The organism is Streptomyces sp. AK08-02 (genome assembly GCF_033795085.1).
Lineage (GTDB): Bacteria > Actinomycetota > Actinomycetes > Streptomycetales > Streptomycetaceae > Streptomyces > Streptomyces echiniscabiei.
Genome location: NZ_JARAZV010000011.1, coordinates 138151 through 155058, shown reverse-complemented (window position 1 = coordinate 155058; position 16908 = coordinate 138151). Strand labels below are relative to the sequence as shown.

Genomic DNA, 16908 nt, shown 5'->3' with positions numbered 1-16908 from the left:
TCACGGCGAGTGAGAATCCTGGGGCTTCCACAGAGCCGCCTTCGGGATTCGAACCCGAGACCTACGCATTACGAGTGCGTTGCTCTGGCCATCTGAGCTAAGGCGGCGCGCTGTTCGCACCATGGTGCGGTCAGCAACGTCGGTAAGTCTACACAGTTTCGGAGGGTGCTCCGCACACCCCCCGGAGGCCCCCGGAGAGGCCTCCGCACCGGTGCCCGTGCCCCGCTACGCGCACCGTTTCCCCTTCACAGGAGGGGTGCCCCGGAGCAAATACTTGTTGATCGTGCCGTCGATGCAGTCGCTGCCGCGCCCGTACGCCGTGTGGCCGTCGCCCTCGTAGGTCAGGAGGCGGGCCGAGGACAGCTGACGGGAGAGCGACTGGGCCCAGCGGTACGGGGTCGCCGGGTCCCGGGTCGTGCCGACGACGACGATCGGGGCCGCGCCCTTCGCCTCGATGCGATGCGGTTCGCCCGTCGCCCGCACCGGCCAGTACGCGCAGCTCAGGGAGGCCCAGGCCATGACGTCACCGAAGACCGGGGACGCCTTCTCGAAGGACGGCAGCGCGTCGCGCACCTGGTCGGGGGTGGTGTACGCCGCCGGGAGGTCGAGGCAGTTCACTGCCGCGTTGGCGGACATCAGGTTCGAGTAGCGGCCGTCGGCGTCGCGCTCGTAGTAGCTGTCGGAAAGGAGCAGCAGGCCCGCACCGTCCCTGTCCCGCATCGCGGAGGTCAGCGACTCGCGCAGTTGCGGCCAGGTGCTCTCGTCGTACATCGCGGCGATCACGCCGGTCGTGGCGAGTGCCTCGCCCAGCTTGCGCCCGGCCGCGTCGCCCGTCGGGATCGGCGACTTGTCGAGGCGGCCGAAGAACGCCTTCAGGTTCGTACCGACCTCGCTCGACTTCGTACCGAGCGGGCAGTCCGTCTGCCGTACGCAGTCCTTGGCGAACGCCTCGAAGGCCGTCTCGAAGCCCGCCGTCTGGTCGAGGCTCAGCCGGCTCGCGGACAGGGAGGGGTCCATCGCGCCGTCCAGAACCAGGCGGCCCACCCGGTCCGGGAAGAGCCCCGCGTACGTCGCCCCGAGGAACGTTCCGTAGGACGCCCCGACGTACGTCAGCCGCTCGTCGCCCAGCAGCGCCCGCAGGATGTCCATGTCCCTGGCTGCCTCCACCGTGGACACGTGCCGCAGCAGAGCGGGCGAGCTGCTGCCGCAGCCCTCGGCGAACTCCTTGTACGCGCCGACCAGTTGCTCCGCCTCCCGGTCGCTGTCGGGAGTCGTGTCCGTCTGCGTGTACGCGTCCATCTCGCGGCCGTCCAGGCACTCGACCGGCTCGCTGCGGGCCACCCCGCGCGGGTCGACCGCGACGATGTCGTAGCGCGCGCGGACCTGCGCCGGGTAGCCGATACCCGCGTACGCCTGCACGTAGCCGACCGCCGATCCGCCCGGCCCGCCCGGGTTCACCAGCAGTGAGCCGAGCGGCTTGCCCGCGCCCGTGGCCTTTCTGCGGGACACGGCGAGTTTGACGTCGCCCTCTGTCGGAGCCGCGTAGTCAAGGGGCGCTTTCATCGTGGCGCACTGGAAACCGGGCACACCGCACGACCGCCAGCTCAGCTTCTGACCGTAGTACCGAGCGAGGCCGGCCGGCGTGGCCGACGTACTCGCCACACTCGCAGCACTTGCTGCGCTGGTCGAACTCCCCGTGGAACAGGCGGAGACGAGCAGCGCGGCCACAGCGAGCAAGGACCAGGCCGGACGAGGTGTACGCCTCATATGCATTCAGCGAGCGTAACCCTGAGGAACCATATGAATACTCTCCGTCCACGATATGACCCGTATGAGTTACCGGTTGCCGGTTGCCGGTTGCCGTCACGAGTTCCAGTCACCCCAGCCATCCCAGCCACCCCCGAGTCGCCCCCTCACCAGCGGCGAGTGTGCGCGTCGCACAGTTACGCATCGGAGGTGACGCCCGTCAGCCTGCTCTCAGCGCCAGCGTCATCGCCTCCACCGCCAGCAGCGGCGCCACGTTGCGGTCCAGGGCCTCGCGGCACGCGGCGATCGCGTCGATGCGGCGGAGCGTCGACTCGGGTGAACCGGCGCGGGCCAGCCGCTCCAGGGTATCCTCGGCCTCCGCGTTGGCGATCGCCAGCCGGGAGCCGAGCTGGAGGGCGAGAACGTCGCGGTAGAACCCGGTGAGGTCGATCAGGGCCAGGTCGAGGGTGTCTCGCTGTGTACGCGTTCTCCTGCGCTTCTGACGGTCCTCCAGCTCCTTCATCACGCCCGCCGTACCGCGCGGCATCCGGCCGCCCTGGGCCGCTCCCAGCGCCGCCTTCAGCTCCTCCGTCTCCTTCACGTCGACCTCCTCGGCGAGCTGCTTGGCGTCCTCCGACGCCGCGTCGATCAGCTCTTGGGCCGCCTTCAGGCAGCCGCCGACGTCCTCGACGCGCAACGGCAGCCTCAGGACGGCGGCCCGGCGCTCCCGGGCCCGCGCGTCCGTCGCCAGCCGCCGTGCACGACCGATGTGACCCTGGGTCGCCCGGGCAGCGGTGTGGGCAACGGCCGGCTCGATACCGTCCCGGCGGATGAGGATGTCGGCCACCGCCTCCACGGGCGGGGTGCGCAGGGTGAGGAGACGGCAGCGGGAGCGGATCGTGGGCAGCAGGTCCTCGATGGACGGGGCGCACAGCAGCCACACCGTGCGCGGCGCCGGCTCCTCGATGGCCTTGAGCAGGACGTTGCCCGCGCCCTCTGTGAGGCGGTCCGCATCCTCCAGGACGATGACCTGCCAGCGCCCGACGGCCGGCGACAGCTGGGCCCGCCGGACCAGTGCGCGGGTCTCCTTGACGCCGATGGAGAGGAGGTCGGTGCGGACGATGTCCACGTCGGCGTGGGTGCCGGTCAGGCTCGTGTGACAGCCGTCGCAGAATCCACAGCCGGGGACTCCGCCGAGGGCTCGGTCGGGGCTCACGCACTGGAGCGCGGCGGCGAAGGCACGGGCCGCCGTGGACCGGCCGGAGCCGGGCGGGCCGGTGAAGAGCCAGGCGTGCGTCATCTTCGACGCCTCGGGCTGGGGCTCGCCCGCGGCAACAGCGGTGACCAGGGCGTCGGCATCCCGCGCGGCGGCCTCCAGCTGCGCGCTCACCTTCTCCTGACCCACCACGTCGTCCCACACCGGCATGGGAGCACCGCCCTTTCGTCACGCCGCTTCGTCACGGCGTTTCATCACGCCACCCGCGTCAGGCCGATTCGTCACGGCTTGCCTGCGGAACCCATTGTGCGGGTCCCCACTGACAACGGACTCCACGGACGGACGGGCGCCACCGACGGCCGGGTCGACCGGCGACGAGTGCCCGCCTCAGCGGCGCCGCCCGCCCCGTCCCCGCCCTTCGTCGCGGTCGTCGTCCGAGTGCGGCCCGAGCAGTTCGTCGGCCAGCGTCGGCAGGTCGTCCAGCGGTGTCTCCTCCGCCCAGTCGGAGCGCGGACGCCGACGCGGGGTGCCATCGGCGTCGACCTGGGGCAGCTCTCGCGTCCGGTCCTCACCCGCCCCGGACTCCCCGTCCGCACGCTCGTCCCGGAAGAACCCCGGGGGCACGCGATCCGCAGGCGCACCGTCCCGCTGGCCCGCACCGTCCTCCCGTACGGCGGGCAGCACCGCCGTCTCATCGGCCGCACCCGGCACCACCGGCGGCAGCACCGCCGTCTCATCAGCCGCACCCGGAGGAGCCGACCGAACCGGCGGCAGCACAGCCGTCTCGTCCGCCGCACCCGGCGGAGCCGATGGAACGGGCGGCAGCACCGCGGTCTCGTCCGCCGCACCCGGAGGCGTCGTCGGCTTCCGCAGCTTCGCCGTCAGCTCGGAATCGGAAGGGGATTCGGCTCCACCGGACCGACCGCCACCCCCAACCCCAGCCGCACGTGAACCCGAAGCCGTACCCGTACCCCTACTCGCGCCCGCGCCCGCACCGGCACCCGCGCCCGCACCGGCACCCGCGCCCGCACCGGCACCGGCGGCATCAGCCGCAGCGGCTGATGCCGCCGCCGAAGCCGCGGCGGCAGCCGCTGCAGCCGCGGTCGCCTCCGCGACCCGTCGGCGCTCCGCCTCTGCCCGTACGAGCGCTTCCTCGGCCTTCCGCTGCTTCTCCAGCCGGCGTTCCTCAGCCTCCGCGTGCAGCCGTGCCTCCTCCTCGGCCTGCTTGCGTCGGCGGTCCTCGTCGGCCTTGCGGCGGGCCTCGGCCTCGGCGCGGGACTTCTCCTCCGCGAGCAGCCGTACCCGCTCCTCCTCGGCGCGGCGGCGCGCGTCCTCGGCTCGCTGGCGGGCCTCGTCCGCCTGGCGTTCGGCCTCGCGGCGTTGCGCCTCCTCCAGCTCGCGGCGCTTGCGCTCCTCCTCCTCGGCGCGCAGTCGGGCCAGCGTCTCCTGACGCTCGCGCTCGACGCGCTCCTCCTCGGCCTTGCGCGCGGCCTCTTCCTCCGCCTTGCGCCTGGCCTCCTCCTCGGCCGCCCTGCGGGCCTCCTCCTGGGCCTTCACCTCGGCCTCGGAGAGGGGCAGCAGCAGGTCGAGCCGATGGCGGACGACCGCCGTGACGGCCTCGGGCTCCTGGCCCGCGTCCACGACCAGATAGCGGCCCGGGTCGGCGGCGGCCAGCGTGAGGAAACCGGACCGCACGCGCTCGTGGAACTCGGCCGGCTCCGACTCCAGCCGGTCCGGCGCCTCCGTGAACCGCTCGCGGGCGGCCTCCGGGGAGACGTCGAGCAGGACGGTCAGATGCGGGACCAGGCCGTCGGTCGCCCAGCGCGAGATACGCGCGATCTCGGTCGGTGAGAGGTCCCGGCCGGCGCCCTGATAGGCCACCGACGAGTCGATGTAGCGGTCGGAGACGACCACCGCCCCCCGCTCCAGGGCAGGCCGTACGACCGTGTCGACGTGCTCCGCGCGGTCCGCCGCGTACAGCAGGGCCTCCGCGCGGTGCGACAGACCGGCACTGGACACGTCCAGGAGGATCGACCGCAGCCGCTTGCCCACCGGGGTCGCCCCCGGCTCGCGCGTGACCACGACCTCGTGGCCCTTGGCCCTTATCCACTCGGCGAGCGCTGTCGCCTGGGTGGACTTCCCGGCCCCGTCGCCGCCCTCCAGGGCGATGAAGAAGCCGGTCGCGGCCGTCGCCTGCGCGGGGTCGTCCCCGCCGCGCACGGCGTCCCTCAGGTCGTGCCTCAGCGGTACACCGGAGCGGTCGTCGACCTTGGCGAGGACCAGCGCGGCCACCGGCAGCAGCAGCGCGCCCACCAGCATCAGCGTGAACGCCGCGCCGCCGTGCGCGAAGACGAACTTGCCGCTCTCCAGGCGGTGCGGGCCGATGAGGGCCGCCACCAGGGGGGCGATCAGCGCGGCCAGCGCCACACACACCCGTACGACCGCGTGCAGATGCTCGGTCAGCCGGGTCCGGCGCTGGTCCTCGGTCTCCTGGTCGAGCAGGGTGTGCCCGGTGTTGGCGGCGACGCCCGCGCCGATGCCCGCGAGCCCGACGATCAGCAGCACCGTCGTCACGTCCGCGACCAGCCCGGCGGCGAGCAGCGCGACCCCGGTGAAGGCGATGGCCAGCGCGAGCAGTCGGCGCCGCGACAGCGCCACCAGCACCTTCGGTGCCGTACGGATACCGATGACAGTGCCGCCGGTCAGCACGAGGACCAGCAGCCCGAACAGCACCGGGCCACCGCCCAGGTCCTTCGCATGCAGGACGGCCACGGAGACGGCCGCCGCGACCGCGCCGGAGACGGCCGCGCAGGCCAGGACGAGCAGCGGGATCGCGCCCGTACGGCCCGTCTCGGCGGCGGTGCCGGACTTGGGGCGGCGTAGCCCTTCGAGCGGTGACCGCGCGCGCGGGGTGCGTGTGTCGGGCAGTTCGAGGTAGGTGAGCACGGACAGCGAGGCGGCGAACAGCCCGGCCGCGACGTACGACCCGAAGGCCGCCTGGTGCCGGCCGAACCACTCGATGCCGGTGCCCAGCAGGTTGTTGACGAGCGCGGCGACGAGGAGCGCGGCGCCCGCGAGGGGCAGCGTGACAAAGGTCGTACGCAGGGACAGGCGCCGCAGGGCGTCCATGTGGTCCGGCAGCGGGCGGACCGTCGCCCCCTCCGGGGGAGGCGCGGGCAGCAGGGCGGGCGCCGCGCCTTCCCGGCAGACCGTCCAGAAGCGTTCGGCCACTCCGATCACGAAGGCGGTGACCAGAAGGACTGCGAGGGAGTTCTCCGGCGTCCAGTCGATCCACAGGGGCGCGATGATCATGAGTATGGTGCGCAGGCCGTCGGCGCCGACCATGGTCCAGCGGCGGTCGAGCGGACCCTCCTGCGAGGTGAGCGACGTGAGCGGGCCGAGCAGGACGGCACCGAAGAGCAGCGTGGCCAGAATTCGTGCCCCGAAGACGGCTGTCACGGCGAGCGCCACGCCCCGGTAGCCGCCGCCGAACGAGCCCTCGGCGATGGCCGCCTGGAGGACGAGCACCACCAGGACCAGCAGGGCGAGGGCGTCACCGACACCGCCCACCAGCTGCGCGCTCCACAGCCTCTTCAGCTGGGGCCGGCGCAGCAGGGCGCGGACGGCGCGTTCGCGGGAGTCCGCGACCAACGCGTCGTCGGGGGCCTGGGGGATGGCCGTTGGCTGCTCTGCTGGCGTCATGCTTTCAGCCTATCGGCAGCCACCGACAGCCCGAAGTGGCCGTCCGGACGTACGACCGCCCCGACACCAGATGGTGCCGGGGCGGTCGTTTCGCGAAGTTCACGCGAAGGCGAGGTGAAGATCGGCGAAGACCGGTCACCACGATCGGTCGCGACCACCCGCGGGTGTCGTCGCGACCGACAGGCTCACTCCTCGCCCGTGGCCCTCGAAGCGGTCGCCTTCTTGGCCGGAGCCTTCTTCGCGGCCGTCTTCTTCACGGCCGCCGTCTTGGCCGCGGTCGTCTTGGCCGCCGTCGTCTTCTTGGCCGCGGCGGTCTTCGTCGCAGCGGCCTTCTTGGCGGGGGCCTTCTTCGCCGGCGCCCTCTTGGCGGTCTTCTTGGCAGGCGCCTTGGCACGCTTCTCGGCGAGCAGCTCGTAGCCGCGCTCCGGAGTGATCTCCTCGACGCTGTCACCGGAGCGCAGGGTCGCGTTGCTCTCGCCGTCGGTCACGTACGGCCCGAAACGACCGTCCTTGACGACCACCGGCTGCCCGCTGACCGGGTCCGTGCCCAGCTCCTTCAGCGGCGGCTTGGCGGCGGCCCGGCCGCGCTGCTTGGGCTGGGAGTAGATCTCCAGCGCCTCTTCGAGGGTGATCGTGAAGAGCTGGTCCTCGGTCTGCAGGGACCGCGAGTCCGTGCCCTTCTTGAGGTAGGGCCCGTAGCGCCCGTTCTGCGCGGTGATCTCCACGCCCTCCGCGTCCTTGCCGACGACCCTGGGCAGGGACATCAGCTTGAGCGCGTCCGCCAGCGTCACCGTGTCCAGGGACATCGACTTGAACAGCGAGGCCGTACGCGGCTTCACGGCGTTCTTGCCGGTCTTCGGGGTGCCCTCGGGGAGCACCTCGGTGACGTACGGGCCGTAGCGGCCGTCCCTGGCGATGATCTGGTGGCCGGACTCGGGGTCGGCGCCCAGCTCGAAGTCGCCGCTCGGCTTGGCGAGCAGTTCCTCCGCCAGTTCGACGGACAGCTCGTCGGGAGCGAGGTCCTCCTGCACGTCCGCGCGCTGGTGGTTCTCGGAGTCCTTCTCGCCGCGCTCGATGTACGGGCCGTAGCGCCCCACGCGCAGCACGATGTCGTTGCCCACCGGGAACGACGACACCTCGCGGGCGTCGATCGCGCCCAGGTCGGTCACCAGTTCCTTGAGACCGCCGAGGTGGTCACCGTCGCCATTGCCGGCCTCGGCCGCGCCGCCGACGGCGGGGGCACCATTGGCGCCCTCGCCGAAGTAGAAGCGCTTCAGCCACGGCACGGACTGGGCCTCGCCGCGGGCGATGCGGTCGAGGTCGTCCTCCATCCGGGCGGTGAAGTCGTAGTCGACGAGCCGCCCGAAGTGCTTCTCCAGGAGGTTGACCACGGCGAAGGACAGGAAGGACGGCACGAGGGCCGTGCCCTTCTTGAAGACGTAACCGCGGTCGAGGATGGTCCCGATGATCGACGCGTAGGTCGACGGGCGGCCGATCTCGCGCTCTTCGAGCTCCTTGACCAGCGACGCCTCTGTGTAGCGCGCCGGGGGCTTGGTGGCGTGCCCGTCGACCGTGATCTCCTCGGCGGACAGGGCGTCGCCCTCGTTCACCTGGGGCAGGCGCTTCTCGCGGTCGTCGAGCTCGGCGTCCGGGTCGTCTGCGCCTTCGACGTACGCCTTCAGGAAGCCGTGGAAGGTGATCGTCTTGCCGGAGGCGTTGAACTCGGCGTCACGGCCGTCGGCGGCCCTGCCGGCGATCTTCACGGTGACCGAGTTGCCGACCGCGTCCTTCATCTGGGAGGCGACGGTGCGCTTCCAGATCAGCTCGTAGAGCCGGAACTGGTCGCCGGTCAGGCCCGTCTCGGCCGGGGTGCGGAAACGGTCGCCCGAGGGGCGGATCGCCTCGTGCGCCTCCTGCGCGTTCTTGACCTTGCCGGCGTACGTCCGCGGGGACGCGGGCAGGTAGTCGGCGCCGTACAGCTGGGTGACCTGGGTACGGGCGGCGTTGATCGCCGTGTCCGACAGGGTCGTGGAGTCCGTACGCATATAGGTGATGAAGCCGTTCTCGTACAGCTTCTGTGCCACCTGCATGGTCGCCTTCGCACCGAAGCCGAGCTTGCGGCTGGCCTCCTGCTGGAGCGTCGTCGTACGGAACGGCGCGTACGGCGAGCGGCGGTACGGCTTCGACTCGACCGAGCGGACGGCGAAGCTGGTGTCCGCCAGGGCGGCGGCCAGGGCGCGGGCGTTCGCCTCGTCCAGGTGGAGGGTGTTCGCGCTCTTCAGTTGTCCCACGGAGTCGAAGTCGCGGCCCTGCGCGACCCGCTTGCCGTCGACGCTCGCGAGGCGGGCGACCAGCGTCGAGGGGTCCGACGAGTCCCCGGCGCGGCCGGTCGCGAAGGTCCCCGTCAGGTCCCAGTACTCAGCAGAACGGAAGGCGATGCGCTCGCGTTCCCGCTCCACCACGAGCCGGGTCGCGACCGACTGGACTCGGCCGGCCGACAGGCGCGGCATGACCTTCTTCCACAGGACCGGCGAGACCTCGTAGCCGTAGAGACGGTCGAGGATTCGGCGGGTCTCCTGGGCGTCGACCAGCTTCTGGTTCAGCTCGCGCGGGTTGGCGACGGCGGCCTGGATCGCGGCCTTGGTGATCTCGTGGAAGACCATCCGCTTGACCGGGACCTTGGGCTTCAGGACCTCCTGGAGGTGCCACGCGATGGCCTCGCCCTCGCGGTCCTCATCGGTGGCGAGGAAGAGTTCGTCGGAGTCCTTCAGCAGGTCCTTGAGCTTCTTGACCTGGGCCTTCTTGTCCGCGTTGACCACATAGATGGGTGCGAAGTCGTTTTCGACGTCCACACCGAGGCGGCGCACCTCACCGGTGTACTGCTCGGGCACCTCGGCGGCGCCGTTGGGGAGGTCGCGGATGTGCCCGACGCTCGCCTCGACGACGTATCCGGGGCCCAGATAGCCCTTGATCGTCTTCGCCTTGGCAGGCGACTCGACGATGACGAGTCGGCGGCCGCCCTGTGCGGTCTCGCTGGTCGGGGACAACTTCGCTCTTCTCTCCGGTCGACACTCGGGGTCTCCCCCGGTCTTGCTCCCGGGGTCGGGTCATGCTGACGCTGCGGAGTGTGACGGTACATCCCGCCCCCGTGTCAAACGGGAAAAGCCCGCAACGGCCACTCGAACGGTAACCCGACTACCGCCATTCCTGCCGCCCGGAGTATCGACCTGCCTCTTCGAGCCTATGCGGACGGTGACCCACCGGTTACCGGCGCTCCCCCGCCGTACGCGCCGCTCACCCGTCTCCGGCGCACCTCACACACGGGTGAGGCACCACGCGCCGACCCCCAGGGCGACCAGCGCGGCGACGCTCGCGAGGGCCGCCGATGCGACGGGGTTCACACCGTGGGCGACGGGCGCCCGGTGCCGCACCCGGGCCACGGTCCACACCAGCAGCCCGCCCCCGAACAGGGCGAACACCATTCCCACGAAGATCGCCGGTCCGCTCTCCATACCTCTGCGCGCCCCTCTGTCGCCGCCCGGGAGTCCCCGGACCCGGGAGGCTGGCACGCCCTGGCGGCGTCCGCGCGAACCTGAGATGAACACCGGGCGGACGGCGTCCACGCGGCCGTACGGCTGCCCGCCGGGCGGGCCCTGGCCACCCGGACGGACCGGCCTTCCGACCACGGACCGTCGCGGGCGGCGCCCGTGAATCTCACAGCGGGTGGCGCCGGGCTCGTCCCGGACCGGTCGCCCAACTCGGCGTGAATATGCCGCCCGAACCTCCTCGCACCCGCCACCCCACACGCACCCGGTACGCCGGCCCGGACACCGCGTGCGGTCGGCCCACGCCGCCCGCACGCTTCCCCGCGCCTCGCGCGCCGCCCCCGTGGCTCCCCCTGCCGTACGTCCCAGGAGTACGCGACCTGCCGTACCGATATCGGCCGCGGAGCTCCCCTCCCCCGTGGTCGTGACGACGTAGACCACAGCCTCGCGTCGGGGGACCCGGCAGCACAGCGCCCTACGGCACCGCGCCCCGGGACGCGCTCACTCGGCCGCCTCTCCCGACGGCTCCAGGAACCCCTGCTCCACCAGCAGCCGGATCTGCGCGGGCGTGCGGTCCCGCAGCGTCACGGGGTCCTCGCCGACCAGTTGGGCGATGGCGTCGAGAATCCGCCCGGCGCTCAGCGTGCCGTCGCACACGCCTGCGAAGCCGGCGCCGACCGTGTCCACCTTGGTGGCCCGGCGCATTCCGCGGTTCTGGCGCAGCACCACGTGCTCCGGGTCATCGGCGCCGGGCAGCCCGACCTGCTCCTGCACCACCTCGTCCGCCAGTGCGAAGTGCGCGGCGAGCAGGGAGGCGTCGTCGTGCGCACGCAGGTAGTCCACGCGCTGGAAGTGCGCCCGAACCGTGTCCCCGAGCGGCTGTTCGACGGGATGCGGCCACTCCTCCACGGTGATCGAGGGCTCACTCGCCCCCGTTTTCCGCAGCGTGATCCAGCCGAAGCCGACCGATCTCACCTTGCGTGCCTCGAACTCGTCCAGCCACTCGTCGTACCGCGCCCGGTACTCCGCCGGGTCTGAGCGGTGGTCGCCGGCGTCGCGCAGCCACAGCTCGGCGTACTGCGTGACGTCCTGCACCTCGCGCTGCACGATCCAGGCATCGCACCCGCGTGGCACCCAGGACCTCAGCCTGTCCTGCCAGTCCTCCCCTTCCAGGTGCTGCCAGTTGGCGAGGAACTGCGCGAATCCGCCCTCCCGCAACCGCTCCCCCGCCTCCTGAACGAGCGTGCGGCACAGATCGTCCCCGCCCATCCCGCCGTCCCGGTAGGTGAGCCGCGCGCCCGGCGAGATGACGAACGGCGGGTTGGAGACGATCAGGTCGTACGTCTCGTCCCCCCGGACCGGCTCGAACAGCGAGCCCTCGCGCAGGTCGGCCGCCGGGGCACCGGACAGGGCGAGCGTCAGCGCGGTGATGTGCAGGGCGCGGGGGTTGAGGTCGGTCGCCGTCACGCGCGTGGCGTGCCGGGCGGCGTGCAGCGCCTGGATCCCGGAGCCGGTACCGAGGTCGAGCGCGGAGGCGACCGGCGTACGGACGGTGATTCCGGCGAGGGTCGTGGAGGCCCCGCCCACCCCCAGCACGACGCCCTCGTCGCGGCTGCCGATGCCCCCGGCCCCGCCGACCGCGCACCCCAGGTCGGACACGATGAACCAGTCCTCGCCGTCCGGCCCCCCGTACGGCCGTACGTCGACGGCGGCGGTCACCTCGCCGCCGCCCTCGGAGTCTGTGCCGACGGCGACGAGCCACCCACTCGCCACACAGTCCTCGACGGGCAGCACGGCCGCCACGCGCGCGTGGGACACGGGTTGCTGCAACAGGAACAGCCGCACGAGCAGTTCGAGCGGCGTGTCGCCGCGGGTCGCCCGGAGCGCGGGCACGGTCTCGCTGCGCGCCAGGGCGGCATACGCGGGCGCGCCGAGCAGGTCGAGCAGTCCGTCGGCGGTGAAGTCGGCGGCCAGAAGGGCGTCCCGGAGGAGCGCGGCGGCGTCGGGGCGGTCGGCGGAGGGCAGGGCGTGCAGGCTGGCGTTACTCACGCCTCCCATTGTGTCCGCCCCACGGCTTGGCCGCGCACGCCTGTGGACAGACATGCGCGGACATCCCGTACGCCTGTGGAAAACCTCCGCCGAAGTGACGGCGAACCCGGCCGGAAAGGTCAGCCGGCAGCCGAGGAGGCCGCCGGGGACCCGGGAGAGCCGGGGGACGAGGACGTCGACTTGCAGCTCTCCTGCTTGGCCATCGACTTGCCGACGTCGCCCTCCTCCAGGGCCTTCAGGGCGTCGTTCCCGCTCTGGCTGAGTTTGTCCAGCTGAGTGGCGACACCCTTGAGGCCGTCGGCGAACTTCGCCTGGTTCTTGATGTCGAGTCCGTCCACCTGCTTCTTCAGGCCCGCGTAGGAGGTCGAGATGTCGTTGAGCTCCTTGACGGCGTTCGTCTTCTTCGTCTCGCCGTCGTCGACGTTCGGGGCACCCGCGGTGTTCACGGCCGTACCGATCGCCCTGTAGGCGTCCGCCATGTCCTGGAAGGCCTGCGCGTCGGTCTTCTGGACGGCCGCCGGCGTGCTGTTGTCCGAAGTCTCCTTCTGGATCGCGGCGTTGGCGGCCTCGATCTTCTGTGCCTGCGGTTTCACCGCGTCGCACACCTGCTTGGCCCAGGCATCCAGCTTCTCGTTGCCTTCGTCGCTGCTGCATCCCGACAGCGCCAGTACCAGTACCGCACCGCCGGACAGTGCGACCGCGAGCTTCTTGTTCACCGGATTGGTCCCTTCCATGGCTCTCGGCCCCGGAACATACACGCCAACTGGGCGACAACAACGTGACGGACATCCGGTTTATGTGTTATTGCCGCCATTTGCATCAAGAGAGAACCAAGAGAGAGAAGGCTCACGAAACTTGGGGGGCAACCCACGCCGAGCGGGCGGACGACGCGTCACAACGCGTCGTCCGCCCGCTGGTTGGCCGGTTCCTGACCGGCCGTAGGACACCGCGAGACACCACAAGAGGCCGAACCGTGGCCCGCGGACCCACTCGGGCTACGAAACCACCGCGGGATCAGCCGACTTGGCCGCCCGCTGCGCCTCCTCCCCCTCGTCGTCCCCGGCCACCCCGCGCCGCTTGGACACGTACACCGCGCCCACGATCACCGCGATCGACAGGACGGCGATGACGATGCGCAGTGCGAGGTTCTCGTCGTCGCCGTAGCTGAACTTGATGATCGCGGGCGCGATGAGCAGCGCGACCAGGTTCATCACCTTCAGCAGCGGGTTGATGGCGGGGCCGGCGGTGTCCTTGAACGGGTCGCCGACGGTGTCCCCGATGACGGTCGCCGCGTGGGCCTCGCTGCCCTTGCCGCCGTGATGGCCGTCCTCCACCAGTTTCTTCGCGTTGTCCCACGCGCCACCGGAGTTGGCGAGGAACACCGCCATCAGCGTGCCGGTGCCGATCGCGCCCGCGAGGAACGAGCCGAGCGCGCCGACGCCGAGCGTGAACCCGATGGCGATGGGCGCCAGGACAGCGAGCAGCCCGGGCGTGGCGAGTTCCCGGAGCGCGTCCTTGGTACAGATGTCGACGACGCGTCCGTACTCCGGTTTCTCGGTGTAGTTCATGATCCCGGGATGCTCGCGGAACTGCCGCCGCACCTCGTAGACCACCGAACCCGCCGACCGCGAGACCGCGCTGATCGCCAGCCCGGAGAACAGGAAGACGACGGCCGCGCCGGCGATCAGGCCAACCAGGTTGTTGGGCTGCGAGATGTCCATCACCAGGTTCATCGGCCCGCCCTCGCCGACCTTCTCGCCGACGTCGCGCGCGGCGGTCGTGATCGCGTCCCGGTACGACCCGAAGAGCGCCGAGGCGGCCAGGACGGCGGTGGCGATGGCGATGCCCTTGGTGATGGCCTTGGTGGTGTTGCCGACGGCGTCCAGGTCGGTGAGCACCTGGGCGCCCGCGCCCTCGACGTCGCCGGACATCTCGGCGATGCCCTGCGCGTTGTCGGAGACGGGCCCGAAGGTGTCCATCGCCACGATCACGCCGACCGTGGTGAGCAGGCCGGTGCCCGCCAGTGCCACCGCGAACAGCGCCAGCATGATGGACGTCCCGCCGAGGAGGAACGCCCCGTACACGCCGAGGCCGATCAACAGGGCGGTGTAGACGGCCGATTCGAGCCCGATGGAGATACCGGCGAGGACGACGGTGGCCGCACCGGTGAGGGAGCTCTTGCCGATGTCCCGTACGGGTCGGCGGGTGGTCTCGGTGAAATAGCCGGTCAGTTGCTGGATCAGGGCCGCCAGCACGATCCCGATGGCCACCGCGAGAAGCGCGAGGATCCTCGGATCGCCGCCCTTGCCGGAGATCGCCGCGTCGGTGACCCCGTCCAGATCGGCGTACGACGACGGCAGATAGACGAAGACGGCGATCGCGACGAGTACGAGCGAGATCACCGCGGAGATGAAGAAGCCGCGGTTGATCGCGCTCATGCCGCTGCGGTCGGAACGCTTCGGCGCCACCGCGAAGATGCCGACCATCGCCGTGAGTACGCCGATCGCCGGCACCAGGAGCGGGAAGGCGAGCCCGGCGTCCCCGAAGGCGGCCTTGCCGAGGATCAGCGCGGCCACCAGCGTCACGGCGTACGACTCGAAGAGGTCGGCCGCCATGCCGGCGCAGTCGCCGACGTTGTCGCCCACGTTGTCGGCGATGGTCGCGGCGTTGCGGGGATCGTCCTCCGGGATGCCCTGCTCGACCTTGCCGACCAGGTCGGCGCCGACGTCGGCGGCCTTGGTGAAGATGCCGCCGCCGACACGCATGAACATGGCGATGAGGGCGGCACCGAGGCCGAAGCCTTCGAGCACCTTGGGCGCGTCGGCCGCGTACACCAGCACCACGCAGGAGGCGCCCAGCAGGCCGAGGCCCACCGTGAACATGCCGACGACGCCGCCCGTACGGAAAGCGATCTTCATCGCTTTGTGGGAGACGTCGGTGAGATCCTTTTCCGGCTGGCCTGCCGCCGGTGTCGCTTCCCGCGCGGCTGCGGCGACCCGCACATTGCTGCGCACAGCGAGCCACATGCCGATATAACCGGTGGCCGCCGAGAACGCGGCGCCGATCAAGAAGAACACCGACCGTCCGGCGCGCTGATTCCAGTCGTCCGCGGGCAGCAGCATCAGCAGGAAGAACACGACCACGGCGAATACGCCGAGCGTGCGCAACTGCCGTGCCAGATAGGCGTTCGCGCCTTCCTGGATCGCCTTCGCGATCTCCTTCATGCTGTCGGTGCCCTCGCCCGCCGCGAGCACCTGGCGCACCAGCACCCCGGCGACCGCGAGCGCCGCCAGGGCGACGACGCCGATGACCATGACGATCAGTCGGTTGTCGTCGGTCAGTACCGCGGCTGCGAAGGTTGTGGGTTGGTCGAACCGATGAGGGGTAGAAAGCCCCGCCATTCGTCCTCCTTGACGCTTGGGCTGAGCTCAAGATGTGGACGGGATTGTAGGTACCGGAAGCTGATCAAAACAGTACGCGGAAACGGAATAGATCGCCCCATGCTATTCAGCAAATGATCGGCGGAAGATCCCTCGAAGATCCCCGTGTGATCAATTGACCCACATGGCGTAATGCCGCAGACGCATTGACGCGTGATCGAATTCCTGCATGACTGATCGTGAATGACTTCACGAAGGGATCGTGAATACCTTCACGAATTCCGGAACCCGCCGACAAAAACGCCAAGGGCCCTGCTGAGCAGGGCCCTTGGCGTTGCAGAGAGGTGAGGTCAGGGGATGAGCGTGGCCGGCGGCGTGGTCGGCCAGCTCATGCGGATCGATCCGCCGTTCTCCCCCGCGGTGACCTCGACGTCGTCGACGAGGCCGCTGATGACCGCGAGGCCCATCTCGTCCTCCTCGGCATCCACGTCCACATCACCGGTACCCGGAGCGTTGTCACCGGGAGCCGAACGGGGTGCTTCGTCGCCGACCTCGATGGAGAACAGCTTCTCCTCCTCGATCAGCGTCACCCACACCGGCTCCGTGATGCCGCCGCTCTGGTGCAGTCCGACGGCACGGGAGCAGGCCTCGCCGACGGCGAGTCGCACCTCGTCGAGTACGGCCTCGTCCACTCCGGCCCTGCGCGCCACCGCTGCCGCCACCAGTCGGGCGGTCCTGACGTGCTCGGGCAGCGCGCTGAAGCGGAGTTCAACGGTGGCCATGCATCCCCCTCGGAATACGGGCGTGCGATCAGGGGGCCGGATCGCCGAGACCCGGACCCCCCTCGTTTACTTCTTCCGTCACGGACGCACGTACGGGTGACCGCACAGGCGTCCGTCAAACAGTCGTCAGTCGGTGGCCGCCACCGCTTCGTCGACCGAGGTGTGAATCGGGAACACCTTGGTCAGACCGGTGATACGGAAGATCTTCAGAATGCGCTCCTGGTTGCAGACCAGGCGCAGCGAGCCCTCGTGGGCACGCACACGCTTCAGGCCGCCGACCAGCACGCCGAGCCCGGTGGAGTCGAGAAAGTCGACACCCTCCATGTCGACGACGAGGTGAAAACTCCCGTCGTTGACCAGCTCGACCAGCTGCTCACGCAGCTTGGGCGCGGTATAAACGTCGATTTCGCCACCGACCTCGACGACCGTACGATCGCCGACGGTACGGGTCGACAGGGACAGGTCCACGGATCCTCCAGCACCTTGCT

The 16908-nt window shown here is 70.7% G+C and carries 10 protein-coding genes and 1 tRNA gene; all 11 read right to left on the bottom strand.

The genetic code is table 11. The features are described 5' to 3' along the window. Nucleotides 1–33 precede the first annotated feature (33 nt). The 11 genes from PV734_RS23610 to bldG all read right to left on the bottom strand — a co-directional run bounded on the left by PV734_RS23610 (nt 34) and on the right by bldG (nt 16888). Nucleotides 34–107 (bottom strand) — tRNA-Thr (locus PV734_RS23610). Nucleotides 108–225: 118 nt separating this feature from the next. Next, nucleotides 226–1773, bottom strand: coding sequence for an alpha/beta hydrolase (locus PV734_RS23605; protein ID WP_319291511.1), 1548 nt, complete (start codon nt 1771–1773; stop codon nt 226–228). Nucleotides 1774–1966: 193 nt separating this feature from the next. Further along, nucleotides 1967–3172 (bottom strand): DNA polymerase III subunit delta', encoded by a 1206-nt coding sequence (locus tag PV734_RS23600; RefSeq protein ID WP_319092673.1) that lies wholly within the window; start codon nt 3170–3172, stop codon nt 1967–1969. Nucleotides 3173–3349: 177 nt separating this feature from the next. Beyond that, on the bottom strand, nt 3350–6664 hold the full coding sequence (tmk, locus tag PV734_RS23595) for a dTMP kinase (RefSeq protein ID WP_319291508.1): 3315 nt from the start codon (nt 6662–6664) through the stop codon (nt 3350–3352). Between the two features lie 185 nt (nt 6665–6849). After that, entirely contained in the window at nt 6850–9711 is a 2862-nt protein-coding gene (gene topA / locus PV734_RS23590) for a type I DNA topoisomerase (RefSeq protein WP_319092676.1), read from the bottom strand. A 267-nt stretch (nt 9712–9978) separates the two neighbouring features. Then, nucleotides 9979–10176 carry a hypothetical protein gene (locus PV734_RS23585; protein WP_319092677.1) on the bottom strand — a complete coding sequence of 66 codons (198 nt, stop codon included), beginning with the start codon at nt 10174–10176 and terminating at the stop codon, nt 9979–9981. Nucleotides 10177–10710: 534 nt separating this feature from the next. Beyond that, nucleotides 10711–12267 (bottom strand): methyltransferase, encoded by a 1557-nt coding sequence (locus PV734_RS23580; RefSeq protein ID WP_415924253.1) that lies wholly within the window; start codon nt 12265–12267, stop codon nt 10711–10713. Between the two features lie 110 nt (nt 12268–12377). Then, nucleotides 12378–12992, bottom strand: coding sequence for a small secreted protein (locus tag PV734_RS23575; protein ID WP_319092679.1), 615 nt, complete (start codon nt 12990–12992; stop codon nt 12378–12380). A 261-nt stretch (nt 12993–13253) separates the two neighbouring features. Then, a complete protein-coding gene (locus PV734_RS23570) occupies nt 13254–15659 on the bottom strand; it encodes a sodium-translocating pyrophosphatase (RefSeq protein ID WP_319092680.1) in 2406 nt (801 codons plus the stop codon). Nucleotides 15660–15988: 329 nt separating this feature from the next. After that, nucleotides 15989–16420: an ATP-binding protein gene (locus PV734_RS23565; RefSeq protein ID WP_319092682.1), complete on the bottom strand. Its 432-nt coding sequence runs from the start codon at nt 16418–16420 to the stop codon at nt 15989–15991. Nucleotides 16421–16546: 126 nt separating this feature from the next. Then, entirely contained in the window at nt 16547–16888 is a 342-nt protein-coding gene (bldG, locus tag PV734_RS23560; protein WP_005475923.1) for an anti-sigma factor antagonist BldG, read from the bottom strand. Nucleotides 16889–16908 lie beyond the last annotated feature (20 nt).

Coding starts and splice junctions, on each gene's coding strand:
- PV734_RS23605 (WP_319291511.1), bottom strand. CDS start 1,773: ATGCATATGAGGCGTACACCTCGTCCGGCCTGGTCCTTGCTCGCTGTG.
- PV734_RS23600 (WP_319092673.1), bottom strand. CDS start 3,172: ATGCCGGTGTGGGACGACGTGGTGGGTCAGGAGAAGGTGAGCGCGCAG.
- tmk (WP_319291508.1), bottom strand. CDS start 6,664: ATGACGCCAGCAGAGCAGCCAACGGCCATCCCCCAGGCCCCCGACGAC.
- PV734_RS23585 (WP_319092677.1), bottom strand. CDS start 10,176: ATGGAGAGCGGACCGGCGATCTTCGTGGGAATGGTGTTCGCCCTGTTC.
- PV734_RS23580 (WP_415924253.1), bottom strand. CDS start 12,267: ATGGGAGGCGTGAGTAACGCCAGCCTGCACGCCCTGCCCTCCGCCGAC.
- PV734_RS23575 (WP_319092679.1), bottom strand. CDS start 12,992: ATGGAAGGGACCAATCCGGTGAACAAGAAGCTCGCGGTCGCACTGTCC.
- PV734_RS23570 (WP_319092680.1), bottom strand. CDS start 15,659: ATGGCGGGGCTTTCTACCCCTCATCGGTTCGACCAACCCACAACCTTC.
- PV734_RS23565 (WP_319092682.1), bottom strand. CDS start 16,420: ATGGCCACCGTTGAACTCCGCTTCAGCGCGCTGCCCGAGCACGTCAGG.